The sequence below is a fragment of the Streptomyces sp. R-07 genome (assembly GCF_049913175.1).
Taxonomy (GTDB): domain Bacteria; phylum Actinomycetota; class Actinomycetes; order Streptomycetales; family Streptomycetaceae; genus Streptomyces.
Map to the genome: position 1 here is coordinate 8,289,001 of NZ_CP183978.1, position 15,100 is coordinate 8,304,100.

Sequence of the window (15,100 nt, forward strand, 5' to 3'; positions counted from 1 at the left end):
CACCGCAGCAACCGTGAGCAGCCCGGTCCGCCGCCCTGACGGGCATGAACGCGGCGGACCGGGCCAAGCGGTGGACCACCGCCTTCCCCCGTACACGGCCGCGAGGAGGCCCCATGACCGCCGGCCACCGAGCCGACGCCCAGACGTCCACATCAGCCGAGTCGGCACGTCAGACGTCCGTACCTGCCGAGGCGGAAGGCCAGGGGTCCGTACGCACCGGCAGGGCCGCCCGGTCACCTGCCCTTGTCGACGCGGAGGTCCGGACGTCCGTACCGGCGGTTGTTCGGACGTCTGCCCCCGCCGAGGGGGCCGCCCGCCGTCTGCTCGACCTCCTCGCCGCCGACGCGCCCGCCGAGGAACTCGCCTCCCAAGCCGCCCGCTCACGCGCGGCCGGCGTCACCGCGCCGGACATCCCGTGGATCGAGGAGACCACCGACACCGCCCTCGCCGTCCGGCGCGTACTCGACCAGTACCGCCGCCGGGAGGCGGAGCTCGTGGCACTGTTCGACACCGCGGGCGACCTGGCCGGGCTGCGGGACCTCGATGCCGTGCTCCGGGCCATCGTCCGCCGGGCGAGAACCCTGCTGGGCTCCGACATCGCCTACCTCACCCTCAACGACCCGCTCGCCCACGACACGTTCATGCGCGTCACCGACGGATCCGTGTCCGCGGCGTTCCAGCAGCTCCGCCTGGGCATGGGAGAAGGCCTGGGCGGACTGGTCGCGCAGACCGCGCGCCCGTACGCCAGCACGGACTACCGCACCGACCACCGCTACCGCCACACCGGAACCATCGACGACGGCGTCGCCGAAGAAGGCCTCCGCGGCATCCTGGGAGTCCCCCTGAGGCTGGGGGAGGAGATCATCGGCGTCCTCTTCGCCGCGGACCGCACCCCGCGCGAGTTCACCCCCGACGCCATCGCCCTCCTCGGCTCGCTCGCCGACCACGCCGCCGTCGCGATCGACAGCGCCCGCCGTCTCGAGGAGACCCGCAACGCCCTCACACGGCTCGAAGCCGCCAACGCGACGGCCCGCGCCCACGGCGAGGCGCTGCACCTGGCCTCCGACGCCCACGACCGCCTCACCAGACTCGTCCTGCGCGGCGCGGGCATCGACGACGTGGCGGCGGAGATCGCGGCGCTGCTCCGCGGGGGAGTGGCCGTCCACGACACCGACGGCAGCGAGCTGGCCCGGTCCGGCACCGGACCGGTCACGCCCTCCGCCGAGACCCTGGCGGCGTCGCGCACCGACGGCCGCGCGATCCACGCCGAAGGCGTCTGGACCTGCGCCGTGCTGGCCGGTACGGAATCACTGGGGAGCATCGTCCTGACCGGCCGGGCCGACCTCCCCGAGGCCGACCGGCGCCTGTACGAACGCGCCGCACTGGTCACCGCGATGCTGCTCCTCATGCGGCGGTCCGTCGCCGAGACCGAGGACCGGGTACGCGGCGAACTGCTCGACGACCTCCTCGCCGACCCCACCGCCTCGCCGCGCTGGGACGGCGGAAACCTCGCGCTGCGTGCCCGTCGCCTCGGAGTCGACCTGACGCACCCGCACGCCGTCGCCGTCCTCGACAGCGAGCCGGCCCTCCGCCCGCGGCTCGCCGCCGAGACCGCCCGCACAGCCCGCCGGCTCGGCGGTCTGGCGGGCATCCGGCACGGCCACGTCGTGCGCTCGTCCCAGCGCAGACGGCTGAGGACGATACGGTAGAGAGCGGCGTTCGCCTGGCCGTCGCCGCCTCGATTCAGCCTGCGTCGCTGTGTCTTCCCGGAGGACGCCTGGCTGACGAGTCGCTCAGGGTTGTCGCCAGTCGAGATGAGCAGGGCAGCGGCGCTGTCCGGCCGACGCCGCGGACTTCCAGCAGACCTGGCGTACTGGTTTCGACGGCCTCGGCTATCCGCTTGTTGAGGTCGTCGATCTCCTCGGCCAGGTGCTGGATGCGGCGGGCCAGCAGCCTCAAGGTGTAACGGGCGGCCCCGGCCGGCCCTCTCGCGTGCTGGGGGTCCAGGTCGGCGCACCGCTTGAACAGGTGCGGGTTACTCAGCCCGGCCAGCGACTCGCGGAGAGCGGAGTCAGCTGAGACCAGGACGCTTTTGCGCTGGTTGATCGCCTGGGTCCTGGACTTGATCGCGGACCCCTTCGCCAGCTTGAACAGCCGGAGCATCTCGACTGGTCCGTCGCCGGTCTTCGCCGCGGCGGTGGCGCGTCCGGTCAGCACTGCGCGGGCGGCGGCCTCAGCGTCGATGGCGTCGGTCTTGCCGTGACGGCGTCGGGCGGCCTTGTCAGGCTGGTTGACCTCGGTCACCTCGATGCCCTCGGCCCGCAGGTGACGGGTCAGAGCGGCCCCACCCACCTGCGGCGTCCGCCTTTCTTGGCCTCGCCGCCGCACTCTGCTGCTACAAACGGCTCCTCAAACTGACCATGTAGGACCCGGTCTTAGCGGCCGGCGCGGGCACCGCGCTCGACGGCGAGCTGGAACACCCGAACGGCATCCGTGTGGTGAACGGCCGGCAGCCGGTTCCGTGAGCACTGCACGCCGCACTCTCGGAATGCCCGCAGGCCCCTGGCAGGCGTGCCCCCAGGTCGAAGACGACGGAGGTGGCGGCGGGGAAGAACCAGCAGGTGCCGACGTTCGAGATGTGCCCGTCCAGCTCGACCTTGTTCAGCGGTCTCCTGCGCGCCGAGCAACTGCTCGGTGACCAGTTGCCCGTCGGCGACGAGCCAGGTGTGGGACTCCAGGCGGAAGAAGTACTCCGCCGGGTCGATGGTCAGCCGGGTGCCGTCGGGCGGCCGAAGGGCGCATCCAGGCGCCCGTCCTGCGCCAGCCGCAGGGCAGGGTGCGCACCGCTGTGGAACCGGGGATGAAGGTGTGCCGAAGGCGCGGACCGAGTGACCGGTCCGCGCCTTCGGCATAGCCGCGACCCGGCGGCGTTCGAGGGGCTGCCTATCCGTCAGGCTCGGCAGTCAGAACAGCCGAAGCCAAGCGGCAGTGGACGCCACATCTGCGTGGGCGATTTACTCGTAGATTTTCTGCCAGGCGGAGCACTTGAGCGGAGTCGTGTCCGAGGCGCCATCCACCGTGCACACCTTCATCCTGTAAACGTCGATGGAGTACAGGTTTCCGTCGGTCTTGTAGACGCCACCGGCGTCTGCTCCCTTGCCGTTGTAGAAGCTGCCCCACTCATACCAATGTTCAGTGCCCGCGCTCACCTCGATGTAGGCACGCACGCCGTGACCGTCGGCAAGGTAATCAAAGAGGCCGAAGTCATCGCCGTCGTCGTAGAAGTGCAGAGCTCCGGCGAGCTTGCCGTCACTGTAGAGGTATACGGCCTGGTCCGTAGCGGAGGCCGGAGTGGCGATGCCCACCAGGAGGGCGGGTATGGCCAGGAGAGTAAGCCATTTCTTGGACATGGAGACATCCTTGATTCGTTTCAGTGGACAGATCGCACTGCACGGCAAGCGTTCCATATGGGACATGGTGGAAGGTCGCAACTGACAGCCACTTCAAGGGAGTGCGGAAATAGCCGACTCCCAGAAATATCTGTGCGAGCCGTTGCTCTCGCCGACAGGCCAAGAACGTACACCGACCCGAACCCTCGCGCTACGGGTTTGCACCCAGGAATCGGCAATGATCATTTTCATGTTTTCCGGGAAATTTCGGACTTCCCTTCACTGTCAGCCCGCCAAAGCTCAAGAAAACCTCAATAAATCACGCAACAGGACTGGTTGATCGCCAGGCTCTGCAAGTGTTGGGGATGTTGCGGGCGTCCGCGAGCCAACGCCGTGGCGCCGCCGCGGATGACGGCCATCTCCTTTGCGTGGGCATGGACTTCGGCACTGGGTGGCTGGCGGCCGTGTACTCGAGCACCGTGCGCGGACCCTGCTATGGGTGGGTGGTTCGCGTGAACTACCGCCGGATACAGGCGACTTGAACCGCATGGGCCGTCAATTCCCCGAGGAGGGAGGTACGCTCGGTGCGCCACGGTCGGCGCAGGGTCCGGTCCGCACCCCCGCTTGAACTCCCACGATAGGGCGGTGAATAGTTGTCTGAAATTGCACGGAAAACATGAAAATGATCATTGCCGATTCCTGGGTGCAAACCCGTAGCGCGAGGGTTCGGGTCGGTGTACGTTCTTGGCCTGTCGGCGAGAGCAACGGCTCGCACAGATATTTCGGGGGGTCGGCTATTTCCGCACTCCCTTGAAGTGGCTGTCAGTTGCGACCTTCCACCATGTCCCATATGGAACGCTTGCCGTGCAGTGCGATCTGTCCACTGAAACGAATCAAGGATGTCTCCATGTCCAAGAAATGGCTTACTCTCCTGGCCGTACCCGCCCTCCTGGTGGGCATCGCCACTCCGGCCTCCGCTACGGACCAGGCCGTATACCTCTACAGTGGCGGCAAGCTCGCCGGAGCTCTGCACTTCTACGACGACGGCGATGACTTCGGCCTCTTTGATTACCTTGCCGACGGTCACGGCGTGCGTTCCTATGTAGAAAAGAGCGAGTCGCCGTGGGCCTCCTGGTATAACGGCAAGGGGGCTGACGCCGGCGGCGTCTACAAGACCGACGGAAACCTCTACAGCATCTACACCTACAAGATGCGGGTGTGCACGGTGGATGGCGCCTCGGACACGACTCCGGTTGCCTGCTCCGAATGGGAGTACATTTACGAATAGTCCCTGATCTCGGTATCGTCGATTTCGTACCCAGGCCCGCAACGCCGTCTGGGGGTCGGCCCGGTGGGGGCGCAGGCTCCCGGGCCCCTGGGTACGGATCGTGCTGGGCTTGGCCCCTCTGCGTGGACATCTGCGAACGTGGCAGGCCGGTTATCGTGCGGCGGCAGATACGCCGTCAGGCCCGTGCCCGCCAGGTGGTGGGCCCGCCGGCCAGGGGCGTACGGCGGGGCGGGTGGCGGGTGGCCCGCGTACCGGCACATCGACTCCGTCCGCCTCGCCTCCCGCGTCGCGAACCCGAAGGTGATCGACGCCCGCGGCACCCTCATCGCCGACGACTGGCGCGACGCCGGGTGGATCTACCGGGCCCTCGGGCGGCCCTGGCGGCCCAAGGTCGGCACCAGTGGTGAACTGGCCTTCTACCTGCTGGTCCCTCACCACGGTCACCCTCGCGGAACTGGTCCGCGTCGCAGGGGTCCGCTGGAGCGTCGGGAAATGCTTCCAGCCGCTAAGGTCAGGGTGGACTCGACCACTAACAGGTCCGCAACTGGACCTCATGGCGCCGGCACATCACCCTCGCCGTGCTCGCCCTGGCCTTCTGACCGCCATCGCCACCGACGCGGCACCGAAACGGCCCACTGATCCACACCGCCCAGCCCGCAGCAGCGAACCGATCCCCTTGACCGTCCCGGAGATCTGCCACCTACTCGCCGCCGCCTTCGACCCACCAGCCCTGACCGCGGCCAGACTGCTGCACTGGTCAACCTGGCGCCGACAACACCAGGCAACAGCCCGACACAGGCACAGTGCCGCATCACCGCCGTCAGCATCGCGGTGCGCTTCGGCCCGGCCGGCTTCGAGCCGAGCCCGTACCGCGCCAGCGCCGCCAGCCGGTTCGGCGGGATCTTGTTCAGCTTCACCCGGCCCAAGCCGAACGCACCGATCTCGTCCACCCGCTCCAGCGCGCGGGCGAACGCCGTGCCCGTCGTTTGCGTCGGCGGACGGCGCAGCCGCTACAGCTCCGAGAACCGCTTCCCCTTCGGCACCGCAAGCGTGGCCACCAGCTGTTCCGGGAGCTCCCGGTCCGCGCGGGCCGCGGCCCGCGCGACAGTGGGTTCGCGGCCGGTGGTACACGAGCAATCTCAAGGGGAGACGCCGATACAACCCCTCGGGTGCCCGACCGGCATTTACCGGGGACGGCCGACTGGCTGGCCGTCCGGGACACCGTGGGGGTGATCGTCGGCGGCTTGGACGTCGCCATGCCGGGACTGGTGACCGTCTTCGGCCCGGTGTTCGCCGACGCCGTACGGCAGGCCACGTCCCCGAGACCATGGTGGACGACGCCGTACGGCGGGTGCTGCGGCTCGCGGCGCGCGCCGGCTTGCTGGGCGGTGCTGAACCCGCCGTGCCCGCCGACGCGTTGCCCGCCCCCGTCGATGGCGGGCGGCTGGCGAAGGAGATCGCCGCCCGCTCGTTCGTCCTGCTGCGCAACCCGGACAGTGTGCTGCCGCTCGCCCCGGCGGCCGGCGGCCGGCGGCCGGATCGCGCTCATCGGCGGTGCGGTCAGGGATGCGCGGATCCAGGTCGGCGGCTCGGCCACCGTCCTCTCCGGCCGTGTCGTCAGCCTCGTCGACGCTCTCGCCACCGCACTGCCCGACGGGAAGGTGCTGACGTACGCGGTCGGCGCGGAACCCCACGAGGGCCTGACGCTCGCCGACGACGGCTTCGAGCTGCGCGCCGTGCTGCGTGCCGTGGCCAACCGTCCTGTACTTCATCCACGGCGGGGGGCTGATCGCCGGGAGCAACCGGTCGTCCATGAGGGCCGTGCTCGACATCGCCCAGGAGGCCGGCCTGGTGGTGACGTCCGTCGAGTACCGGCTCGCACCCGAGCATCCCTATCCGGCGGCGGTGGACGACTGCTTCGCCGGCCTGGAGTGGACCGCGGCCCACGCGGCGGAACTCGGCAGCGACTCCGGGAGGGTTCTCCTGTGTGGCGCGAGCGCCGGCGGCGGACTGGCGGCCGCGGCCGCCCTGCTGGCCCGCGACCGACAAGGCCCCGCCATCACGGCGCAAATGCTGATCTGCCCCATGCCGGACCACCGCAACAGCACCTCCTCCAGCCACCAGATGGCGGGCCAGAGCTTCCGGAACCGCCATGCCAACGACACCGGCTGGGCCGCGTACCTGCCCGGGCGCGACCATGGTGTGGGCGTCTCCCCGTACGCCTCCCCGGCCTTGGCCGGCGACCTCTCCGGCCTCCCACCGGCCTACCTCGACGTCGGCTCCGTCGACACCTTCGCGACGAGGTCGTCGCGTACGCTGACGGACTCTGGCGGGCGGGCGGTGACGCCGAACTGCACGTGTGGTCCGGCGGTTTCCACGGCTTCGAGCAGCTGCTGCCCCAGTCGGTACTCGCACCCGAGGCCCGGACGGCCGGCGTCAACTGGCCGTGCAGGCAGCTGACCTCTGCGACGCAATCCACGTAAGGCCCGGTGCCCGGTGCCCGGTACTCGGTGCCGAAGCCGTCGTGTCCCACGCGTCTTCGACCCGCCCGGACTCAGGCGTCGTCGTCCGTCGGTGTCGAGGCCGGCGGATGGCGATGCTCAGTGACCTGGGCGAGGAGGAGCACGGTGTCGTCGGTCGGGCCGGTCGGTAGCAGGTGTGTGAGGATGCTGTCCGCCATCTCTTCCAACGTACCCGTAACACCGGCCAGTTGGGTGCGGAGTGCTTCGATGCCCTCGTCGATGTCCTTGCCGCGCGCCTCGATGAGGCCGTCGGTGCAGAGGGCCAGGACGTCTCCCTCGTGGAGTGCGATCTCGATCGTGCCGAAGGGGAAGCCGCCGACACCGAGGGGAACTCCCGGCACGTTGTCGATGATCCTCACCGTGCCGTTCGGTTCGCGTACGAGGGGTGGGGGGTGGCCGGCGTTCGCGATGTGGGCGCGGCCCGTCGCGGGGTCGTAGTGGATGTAGAGGCAGGTTGCCAGCTCGATGCCCGCTTCCTGGACGCAGGCGTCGAGTTCCATGAGGAGGTCGTCGGGTTCGAGGTTCTGGCGAGCCAGTGCCTTGGCGGTGATCCGTAGCCTTCCCATCGCCGCGGCCGCCGGTACGCCGTGTCCCATGACGTCGCCGACCACGAGGGCCACCCGGCCGCCGGGCAGGTCGATCACGTCGTACCAGTCGCCCCCGACCTCCGTGACGTGGCTGCCGGGGAGGTAGCGGTGAGCGATGCGCAGCGACGGGCTGGTCGCCAGGGCGGTGGGGAGCAGCGCGCGCTGGAGGGTGAGCGCGATCTCCTGGACCTGGCTGTAGAGGCGGGCGTTGTCCAGGCACAGGGCGGCGCGCGAGGCGAGTTCGCCGGCCAGGCTGAGGTCCTGCTCGGTGAAGACGGGGCGGGCGGCGGAGCGGCCGAACATGGTGATTCCCTGGACCGTGCCCCGGGCGATGAGGGGAGCGATGAGGAGGCAGGTCAGGCCGCTGTCGATCAGCAACCGACTCCGGGCCTGGTGGATCACGGTCCGTGTCATGAACTCCTCGTTCACGGGGACGCAGACGGGCAGCCCCGTTCTCAGTGTCTCGTGGATCGTGGAGCCCGGTGGGTACGTCACGCGTTCCAGTCCGCCGACGAGTTCGGGGGCCGGAGGCGGCAGACTGGTACCGGATGCGATCCGTCGCGTGACCAGGGGCATGTCGGGGTCGAACACCTCGGGTTCGTCCATCCACTCCACGACTTCCACGACGGAGGCGTCGGCGAACTCCGGAACAGCTGCTTCGACCAGCTCACGGGCGGTGACGTCCACGTCCAGAGTGGTGCCGATCCGGGCCGCGGCCCGGTCCAGCAGAGCCAGCCGCTGCCGTCCGGCCGCCGCTTCCACGATGGCCTGCTCGCGGTCGGTCACGTCCACGAGGAGACCGCCCAGCCCCGGCCGCGTATCGCCCGCCTGGCTCAACGGGAAGAAGCTCACCGACCGCACCTGGTCCCGGTCGGGACGGCCCGGCGTGCGAAGGACGACCAGCGCGCTCACCACGGGCTGCCCCCCGTCGGCGACGGCGTGCAGCATGCGCTGGTACTCGCCGCCGTCGGACGTGATCATGAAATCTTCCATGCGTCTCCCGATGTGGTCCTCGATCGGGATGCCGTCCATGTCGGCGAGGGCCTGGTTGAGGTGGACGTACCGCAGCTCCTCGTCGAGCATGACGAGGCCGATCGGGCACGTCTCGAAAAGCGCGTCGAGGAAGGTGAGGTTGGTCTTCACCCGGTCGAGTTCGTCGCCCCTGCTGGCCAGGCCGACGATGACGGTGCGGCCTTGGTCGCCCGTCACCGGAAAGACCCGAAACCCGCAGTCGAAGACCTTTCCGTCCTGGTGCAGGGCGGGCATTCTTACCCGCCAGTAACCCAAGGTGCGGCCGCGTTCCGCGAGCCGTTCTGCCGCACTGGTCCCGTCCACGGGGGCGGCGGGGAAGAGCGTTGCGGCGGGCTTGGACAGGACGTCCCCGGCCTCGTATCCGAAAAGTCTCTGCGCACCGGGTCCCCAGTAGCAGATCCGGTCCTCGTCATCCATCCCGAGCACGGCGACGGCCACGTGCTCCAGCAAGGTTCCCGGCTCCGACCAGAGCGGCCCGGGAGCCTGCACTTCCCCCCTTGGATTCGATGACACCAGGTGCCCTTTCAGGCGCACACGCGGAAGCCGAGTGCGCCACTCGTCGCGGTCGGGGACCTCACGTCAATTCTGCCCGCCGTCCGGGGTTCGGACATCACGACGGCAGCTGGCGGGTTGTGCGCTGTGCGTGGGGTGATACGGGCTGCGAAGGGCGAGACCGGTGTCGAAGAGGGTGCTGCACGGCCGGCTGAGTCGGACCAGTTCGGAAGCGGCCACTGCCGTCGTGCTGCCGGATCCTTCACCGCCGGGGAGGAGATCAGGGGCTCTGTGTCCCAGGAGGGGCGTGACGCCTGGCCGGGCCTCACGGGCTTGAGCGGACTCGTGCTACGACGCGACCGCCGGCAACCCGCTGCCCCGCGGGAATTCACCTGGACCGTATCCGCGCAGCGACTGGAGGCGACCGCCGCCAACGCCGGGCTGGTCCCCGAGCTGGGACCACAAGTCGTGTTCCGGATCGTCACTCTGCTCATGACACGACCGCCAGCCACCGCTCTGCCACTCGCCCGCGCCGTCGTGGTCCTGGGCCTCACCGCGCCGCCTGCCACGGCCTCCGCACTCGCCGACCAGGACCCGTGGCCGCGTTCGACGACGCCGTCGCCCTGGAAGCGGTCGGTGTCCTGCGCCTCGAGGAGGACGAGCACGGTGTACACCGACACGCACGGCGCCTCCATCGCCGGGTTCGCCTTCGCCCGCATGCCCGGCTTCAACGTCGATCTCGAAACCGGTCATGCCCTACAGCACGCTCAGGGCGGGACCGGCGGAGTCGAAGATCGGGTACGGCGCCTCCGACAGGGGGGCGACAGGCACGGGACGGCTCCCCTGAACGCGCCGCAGAAGTTCCATTGTGCGAGCGGTCGGTAACCGTTCCGCGGATCGTCCGCAACCGCCGGAAGCGCGTAGCAGGGCTGTCCGTTCGTTTGCGGGACGAGCCTTAGGGCCTGTCCGATGGGTCCGAAACCGATTCAGTGCCTGTTTCGCATTTCCTGACCCGTGCCAGTGGCTCGCGCTCCGCAACGCGGTCGGGGCTGCTGGACCGCTGACGTCACAAAGCCGGCGAGGATTGCGGCCAAAGCCGGGTCACGAGCTGGACGCCGATCCGTCCGCTCCGTACCGGAGGCCGTCGAGGAGCAGGTCGAGGAGGCGTCCGGCCCGTTCGCGCTGGTCGGGAGCGCTGGTCATCAGCCCGATGCCGGCCAGGCTGAAGCCGACATCGAAGGGGTCGATGCCCGGGCGCAGGAGACCGGCGTCGGCGCCGGCGTGCAGCAGGGTGCCCAGCGCGGTGGCGAGCTTGTCGAGGGTCTCGGCGAAGGGGTCCGCACCGGATGCGACCGCGGCTCGCAGCGCGTCCGCCATGCCCTGCTTGGCAGCCAGGTAGTCGATGAAGTCGTCCATCCACAGGCGGATCGCCCGGTCGGGCGGGTTGTCGGCCAGCAGCTTCGCGGCGTTGTCGCAGACGCGGGCCAGCTCGTTGCGGTAGGCCGCCTCGACAAGCGCCTCGCGCGTGGGGAAGTGGCGGTAGAGCGTGGCCGAGCCGACGCCCGCGGCCTTAGCGATCGTGTCGATCGCGACGTCCGGGCCCTTCTCGGAGAAGGCGCGTACGGCCGCTTCGAGGATGCGCTCCCGGTTGCGGCGGGCATCGGCGCGCAACACGCTCGGCTTGGTGGTCAAGGCTGGTCCCTTCATCGAGGGACCATTCTAACTGGACAACCGGGGAGTTCCCCGCTTACCGTCACGACCAACCGGGGAACTCCCCGGTTACGGCGTTGACCGTGACGCTCCACGCGCAAGGAATGGCGATCGTGACAGCACAGCAGCCCATCGGTTCCGGCTTCGGGGCCCGCAGCCCCACGGCCGACGTCCTGGCCGGCCTCGACCTCACCGGAAAGCTCGCAGTCGTGACCGGCGGTAGTTCCGGACTGGGGCTGGAGACCACACGCGCCCTGCGGGGCGCTGGCGCGACTGTCGTCGCAGCCGTCCGCCGCCCGGAAGCGGCCGCGGAAGCCTTCACCGCAGTGGACGGGGTCGAGGTGCGCCGTCTCGACCTGGGCGACCAGGCCAGCGTGCACACCTTCGCGGACGAGTTCCTGGCAAGCGGCCGCAGCATCGACATCCTTATCAACAACGCCGGCGTGATGGCCCTGCCCGAGACCCGCCTCGGACCCGGCTGGGAGGCGCAGTTCGCCACCAACCACCTGGGCCACTACACACTCACGAACCGGCTGTGGCCCGCCCTGGCAGCCGACGGCGGCGCGCGCGTGGTCGCGCTCAGCTCTGCCGGACACCGCTACTCGCCGATCCGCTGGGACGACGTCATGTTCGCAAACGACTATGACAAGGCCGTCGCCTACGGACAGTCCAAAACCGCGATCGCGCTGTTCGCCGTCCACCTCGACGCCCTCGGCCGCGAGCACCAGGTGCGGGCCTTCGCCGTCGCCCCCGGTGCCGTCATGACCCCGCTCCAGCGGCACATGACCCGCGAGGAGATGATCGCCTTCGGCTGGATCGACGACCAGGGCAACACGGCCCCCAGTTTCAAGACCCCCGAACAGGGTGCCGCTACCCAGGTCTGGGCGGCCGCCTCCCCGCAGCTGGCCCACACCGGCGGCGTCTACCTGAACGACTGCGACATCGCCCCGCTCTCCCAGGACGACGCACCCGGAGTACGGCCCTACGCGGTCGACCCCGAACAGGCCGCACGCCTGTGGACCCTGTCCGCCCAGCTGACCGGCACCAACGCGTTCGCGAACCGGTGACACGACGGCATAGCGCACTCCCCTCCAAGAAGCCCGCACCTGAAATCTCTGCAAGAAGGGTCACGAAATCATGACGCACACCGATCTGGCCGCCGTCGCGAACGAAGCACAGGCATGGTTCGACAGCTACGTCGAGACGTTCATCGGACTGGCAGCAAAGGGGAGCACCGATCCCGCGCCGCTCCTCGGCTACTTCTCGGTGCCGATCAGCATGACCACGGGCACGGCCCACACCGCTCTCACCTCCGCCGAGGCGCTCTCCCAGGGACTCGCACACGAGCTGCGCGCACTGCGCGACGCCGACTACGGGGGCAGCAAGGCCCTCGACCCGGTGGTACGCGTGCTCAACGAGCGGGCCGCGCAATTCGAGGTGACCTGGGCGCGCCAGGACAGCCAGGGGCGGGAGTTCCAGCGTGTCCGTGTGCTCTACCTGGCCGCCCGTACCGACGCGGGATGGCGGACGGTCGCCTCCGTGATCCTGGCCAGCTGACGAAGCACATTGCCCGCGCGGTCGCCCGCGGTGCGCTCGCCAGTCAGCGAGGCGACAGGACCCCGCCACAAGATCGCCAACGTGACAGTACGTGCTGATCGATGTTTCGTCGATGCTCGTCCCCACGGCTTACTAATCGTTTCAGAATGATCTACGGAGGCGTCGGAGGCAGATGATGCTGCAGGCGAGGTCGAGCAGGCCCTGATGGAGGTCGGCTCGGCGTTCGTAGCGGACTCGAAGACGCTTGAACTGGTGCAGCCAGGCGAAGGCACGCTCGACCACCCAGCGCACCTTGCCGAGACCGGAGCCGTGTGCGACACCGCGGCGGGCGATGATCGGCTTGATGCCGCGTTTCCAGAGCAGGCGACGGTACCTGTCGAAGTCGTAGCCCCTATCGGCGTACACCCGCCGCGGCTTTCTGCGGGGACGTCCCCGCAGTCCGCGGATCGGAGGGATCGCGTCCAACAAGGGCAGGAGTTGCGTGACGTCGTGGCGGTTCCCGCCGGTGAGCGTGACAGCGACCGGGGTTCCATGACGGTCGACGATCAGGTGGTGCTTGGACCCGGGACGGGCGCGGGCGTACTCCCGTCGGTGGGTGTCAGGAATGGGTGGGACGAGGGAGGAGGGCAAGGTCGGCGAGGGCGGCCGACGGGGCGGAGCCGTCGAACGCGTGCAACCCGTGGCTCCTCGGTTCTTCGGCCTGCAGTTCGGTGGCCAGAGCCCTCATGTGGGCGTGCATGCCGTTGTGAAGGTTGACCTGGGGCTGCCAGCCCAGGACTTCTTGGGCGCGGCCCCGGTTGGCACGGGTGGTGAGGACGTCGCCGCTGCACGGGTGCTCCTGGTGAACCTGGACCTCGTGCCCGGTGAGGCTGCGCGCGATGTTGATCACTTCGAGAAGGGAGGCACCCGAACCGCCGCCCACGTTGATCACGCCCTGCGCCGTCGGGCCGGTGGCTGCTGCGATGGTGGCCGAGACTGCGTCGTCGATGTACGTGAAGTGCCGGCGCTGGTGACCGTCACCGTACAGACGGAGCGGTTGACCGGTCAGGGCTGCCGTGAGGGCACGGTGTGCGCGGGCCGCCGGCCAGGACGTCGACGTTGCACTGAGCCTCGCCGTGGCGGACGAAGACGAGTTCTGTGGTGATCATGCGGAACCTCGGGGGCAGGGTCGGACTGTCCAGCAGTCGCGATAGCCGTTGCGCCCGGCATACGGAGCAGTGAGGACGGCGTGCAGGGCCAGGAAGTCGTCGAGCCGCTCGCGATCCGTGGCATCGAGCGACGCGGTGGCCAGGTCGGCGAGATTGCCGCTGTGCGCCGAGATGTACAGGCTCTCGTGCTGTTCGGCTCGCGGGTCGAGGCCGGCGGCGGCAACCAGCTGGTCCATCTCCCGATAGCTGTCGAGCCCTTTCGTGACGAGCACGGCCAGACCGCCAGGAGCCAGCGCGCGACCGATCTCCGCGACTACGGTCAGCGGATTGGATGAGTGGTACAGGCAGAACGCGGCGACGACGACATCGCACGACCCGGCGGTCACGGGGAGACGGTGGAAGTCGCCCTGGTGGAAGGTCACCGGGAGGTCGGGCAGCCGCCGGGTGCGCCGGCGGGCCTGTTCGATCAGGGCGGGGGAGGCATCGAGACCGACGACGCGCCGGGGCCGGAGTCCCTCCGCGAGGGTCAGGCTGCTCGTGCCGCGACCGCAGCCGAGGTCCAGAGCCAGGCCGAGACGGTCCGGCCGCTCGTGATGGGCACGCACCAGCCCGACGAACGCCTCCGGTACGGGGCGTCCGGCGGTCTTCGCTCGCATCAAGGCGTTGGAGCGCCCGGCCAGTCGAGAGGCGTGCCCGTACAGCTCCGCCTGGCGCGTCGGGTCGAGGAAGGGGTTGGTGCCGCTCACGCCGCGCCCTCCTCTCGGGGGCAAGGGACGATCAGCGGCGCTCGGCGGCAACCCTTTGCAGCCAGCGGCGCGTCTGCCGTCGGCTGGGCAGCAGCACCACCTCGGCACGACCTGAGGCGAATTGCTCGATCTTGGCCATGACCCGCGGGCGCATCTTGCGGCGGTACGTCGCTACGTACTTGACCACGCCCCAGTGGATGCGGTTGTGCACCCCGTTGCCCTTGTGCCCGGCCCCGTGCCGGATCTGCCGGGAGAAGATCCCGTACAGTGCGGCCACGGTCGAGACGTCCATCAGGACCACGGTGTCGCAGGCTTCGAGTCGGGTCTGCAGGGTCGAGTTGTAGTTCCCGTCGATCACCCACCTCGGCTGTGCGACCAGCTCCCGCTGCAGGTCGGCGAACTTCTCGATGGGCAGCTCGTTCCACTCGTCGTCGTAGAACGCGGCGTCCAGGTGCGTCACCGGGGCGTCGAGAATCCTGCCCAACTCCCGCGCCAGGTACGATTTGCCGCTGCCTCCGCAGCCGACGATGGCGACCTTCTTCATGATGCTCCAGCGTAGAGGTGCTCGGATGCCGGGTCGGACCGGACACCTGGGCACGTTCGGATGATCCAGACACGGTGGCCTGGCT

The 15,100-nt window shown here is 69.3% G+C and carries 11 protein-coding genes and 5 pseudogenes; 6 read left to right on the forward strand and 10 right to left on the reverse strand.

The window, feature by feature from the left end; translation table 11 throughout:
* Positions 1-113 precede the first annotated feature (113 nt).
* Positions 114-1,709: a GAF domain-containing protein gene (locus ACN9M0_RS37835; RefSeq protein WP_366041095.1), complete on the forward strand. Its 1,596-nt coding sequence runs from the start codon at positions 114-116 to the stop codon at positions 1,707-1,709.
* Here the strand turns inward: ACN9M0_RS37835 and ACN9M0_RS37840 are convergent.
* Both ACN9M0_RS37840 and ACN9M0_RS37845 read right to left on the reverse strand, forming a co-directional pair.
* Positions 1,667-2,346: pseudogene (locus ACN9M0_RS37840) on the reverse strand (IS110 family transposase); the annotation flags it as partial. The gene ACN9M0_RS37835 and the pseudogene ACN9M0_RS37840 overlap by 43 nt on opposite strands.
* 668 nt (positions 2,347-3,014) lie before the next feature.
* On the reverse strand, positions 3,015-3,410 hold the full coding sequence (locus ACN9M0_RS37845) for a hypothetical protein (RefSeq protein ID WP_426405129.1): 396 nt from the start codon (positions 3,408-3,410) through the stop codon (positions 3,015-3,017).
* An 886-nt stretch (positions 3,411-4,296) separates the two neighbouring features.
* Between ACN9M0_RS37845 and ACN9M0_RS37850 the strand changes: the two genes are divergently transcribed.
* On the forward strand, positions 4,297-4,677 hold the full coding sequence (locus ACN9M0_RS37850) for a hypothetical protein (protein WP_426405130.1): 381 nt from the start codon (positions 4,297-4,299) through the stop codon (positions 4,675-4,677).
* A 396-nt stretch (positions 4,678-5,073) separates the two neighbouring features.
* Positions 5,074-5,479 (forward strand): annotated as a pseudogene (locus ACN9M0_RS37855) (IS701 family transposase); the annotation flags it as partial.
* A gap of 1 nt (position 5,480) precedes the next feature.
* On the opposite strand, the pseudogene ACN9M0_RS37860 reads toward ACN9M0_RS37855, so the two are convergent.
* Positions 5,481-5,786, reverse strand: a pseudogene (locus ACN9M0_RS37860) (hypothetical protein); the annotation flags it as partial.
* Positions 5,787-6,489: 703 nt separating this feature from the next.
* On the opposite strand from ACN9M0_RS37860, the gene ACN9M0_RS37865 reads away from it, so the two are divergent.
* Positions 6,490-7,137, forward strand: coding sequence for an alpha/beta hydrolase fold domain-containing protein (locus ACN9M0_RS37865; protein WP_366040113.1), 648 nt, complete (start codon positions 6,490-6,492; stop codon positions 7,135-7,137).
* Positions 7,138-7,231: 94 nt separating this feature from the next.
* Here the strand turns inward: ACN9M0_RS37865 and ACN9M0_RS37870 are convergent, their stop codons facing one another.
* Together ACN9M0_RS37870 and ACN9M0_RS37875 are read right to left on the reverse strand one after the other, a co-directional pair.
* Positions 7,232-9,268, reverse strand: a complete 2,037-nt coding sequence (locus ACN9M0_RS37870) for a SpoIIE family protein phosphatase (RefSeq protein ID WP_366040114.1) — start codon at positions 9,266-9,268, stop codon at positions 7,232-7,234.
* Positions 9,269-10,411: 1,143 nt separating this feature from the next.
* Positions 10,412-11,002 carry a TetR/AcrR family transcriptional regulator gene (locus ACN9M0_RS37875; RefSeq protein ID WP_366040115.1) on the reverse strand — a complete coding sequence of 197 codons (591 nt, stop codon included), beginning with the start codon at positions 11,000-11,002 and terminating at the stop codon, positions 10,412-10,414.
* A 128-nt stretch (positions 11,003-11,130) separates the two neighbouring features.
* On the opposite strand from ACN9M0_RS37875, the gene ACN9M0_RS37880 reads away from it, so the two are divergent.
* On the forward strand, positions 11,131-12,087 hold the full coding sequence (locus ACN9M0_RS37880; protein ID WP_426405391.1) for an SDR family NAD(P)-dependent oxidoreductase: 957 nt from the start codon (positions 11,131-11,133) through the stop codon (positions 12,085-12,087).
* Positions 12,088-12,157: 70 nt separating this feature from the next.
* Positions 12,158-12,577, forward strand: coding sequence for a hypothetical protein (locus tag ACN9M0_RS37885; RefSeq protein ID WP_426405131.1), 420 nt, complete (start codon positions 12,158-12,160; stop codon positions 12,575-12,577).
* A 141-nt stretch (positions 12,578-12,718) separates the two neighbouring features.
* Here the strand turns inward: ACN9M0_RS37885 and ACN9M0_RS37890 are convergent.
* The 5 genes and pseudogenes from ACN9M0_RS37890 to ACN9M0_RS37910 form a co-directional block, all read right to left on the reverse strand.
* Positions 12,719-13,153 (reverse strand): annotated as a pseudogene (locus tag ACN9M0_RS37890) (IS5 family transposase); the annotation flags it as partial.
* A gap of 22 nt (positions 13,154-13,175) precedes the next feature.
* Entirely contained in the window at positions 13,176-13,508 is a 333-nt protein-coding gene (locus ACN9M0_RS37895; RefSeq protein ID WP_426405132.1) for a hypothetical protein, read from the reverse strand.
* Between the two features lie 45 nt (positions 13,509-13,553).
* A pseudogene (locus tag ACN9M0_RS37900) lies at positions 13,554-13,625 on the reverse strand (hypothetical protein); the annotation flags it as partial.
* A 96-nt stretch (positions 13,626-13,721) separates the two neighbouring features.
* Positions 13,722-14,471 (reverse strand): class I SAM-dependent methyltransferase, encoded by a 750-nt coding sequence (locus tag ACN9M0_RS37905; RefSeq protein WP_426405133.1) that lies wholly within the window; start codon positions 14,469-14,471, stop codon positions 13,722-13,724.
* A gap of 31 nt (positions 14,472-14,502) precedes the next feature.
* A complete protein-coding gene (locus ACN9M0_RS37910; protein WP_426405134.1) occupies positions 14,503-15,015 on the reverse strand; it encodes a topology modulation protein in 513 nt (170 codons plus the stop codon).
* Positions 15,016-15,100: the final 85 nt, after the last annotated feature.

What these genes read in the sequence shown, in the direction of transcription:
- ACN9M0_RS37835 (WP_366041095.1), top strand. Translation starts at nt 114, where the DNA reads ATGACCGCCGGCCACCGAGCCGACGCCCAGACGTCCACATCAGCCGAG.
- ACN9M0_RS37910 (WP_426405134.1), bottom strand. Translation starts at nt 15,015, where the DNA reads ATGAAGAAGGTCGCCATCGTCGGCTGCGGAGGCAGCGGCAAATCGTAC.
- ACN9M0_RS37845 (WP_426405129.1), bottom strand. Translation starts at nt 3,410, where the DNA reads ATGTCCAAGAAATGGCTTACTCTCCTGGCCATACCCGCCCTCCTGGTG.
- ACN9M0_RS37850 (WP_426405130.1), top strand. Translation starts at nt 4,297, where the DNA reads ATGTCCAAGAAATGGCTTACTCTCCTGGCCGTACCCGCCCTCCTGGTG.
- ACN9M0_RS37865 (WP_366040113.1), top strand. Translation starts at nt 6,490, where the DNA reads ATGAGGGCCGTGCTCGACATCGCCCAGGAGGCCGGCCTGGTGGTGACG.
- ACN9M0_RS37885 (WP_426405131.1), top strand. Translation starts at nt 12,158, where the DNA reads ATGACGCACACCGATCTGGCCGCCGTCGCGAACGAAGCACAGGCATGG.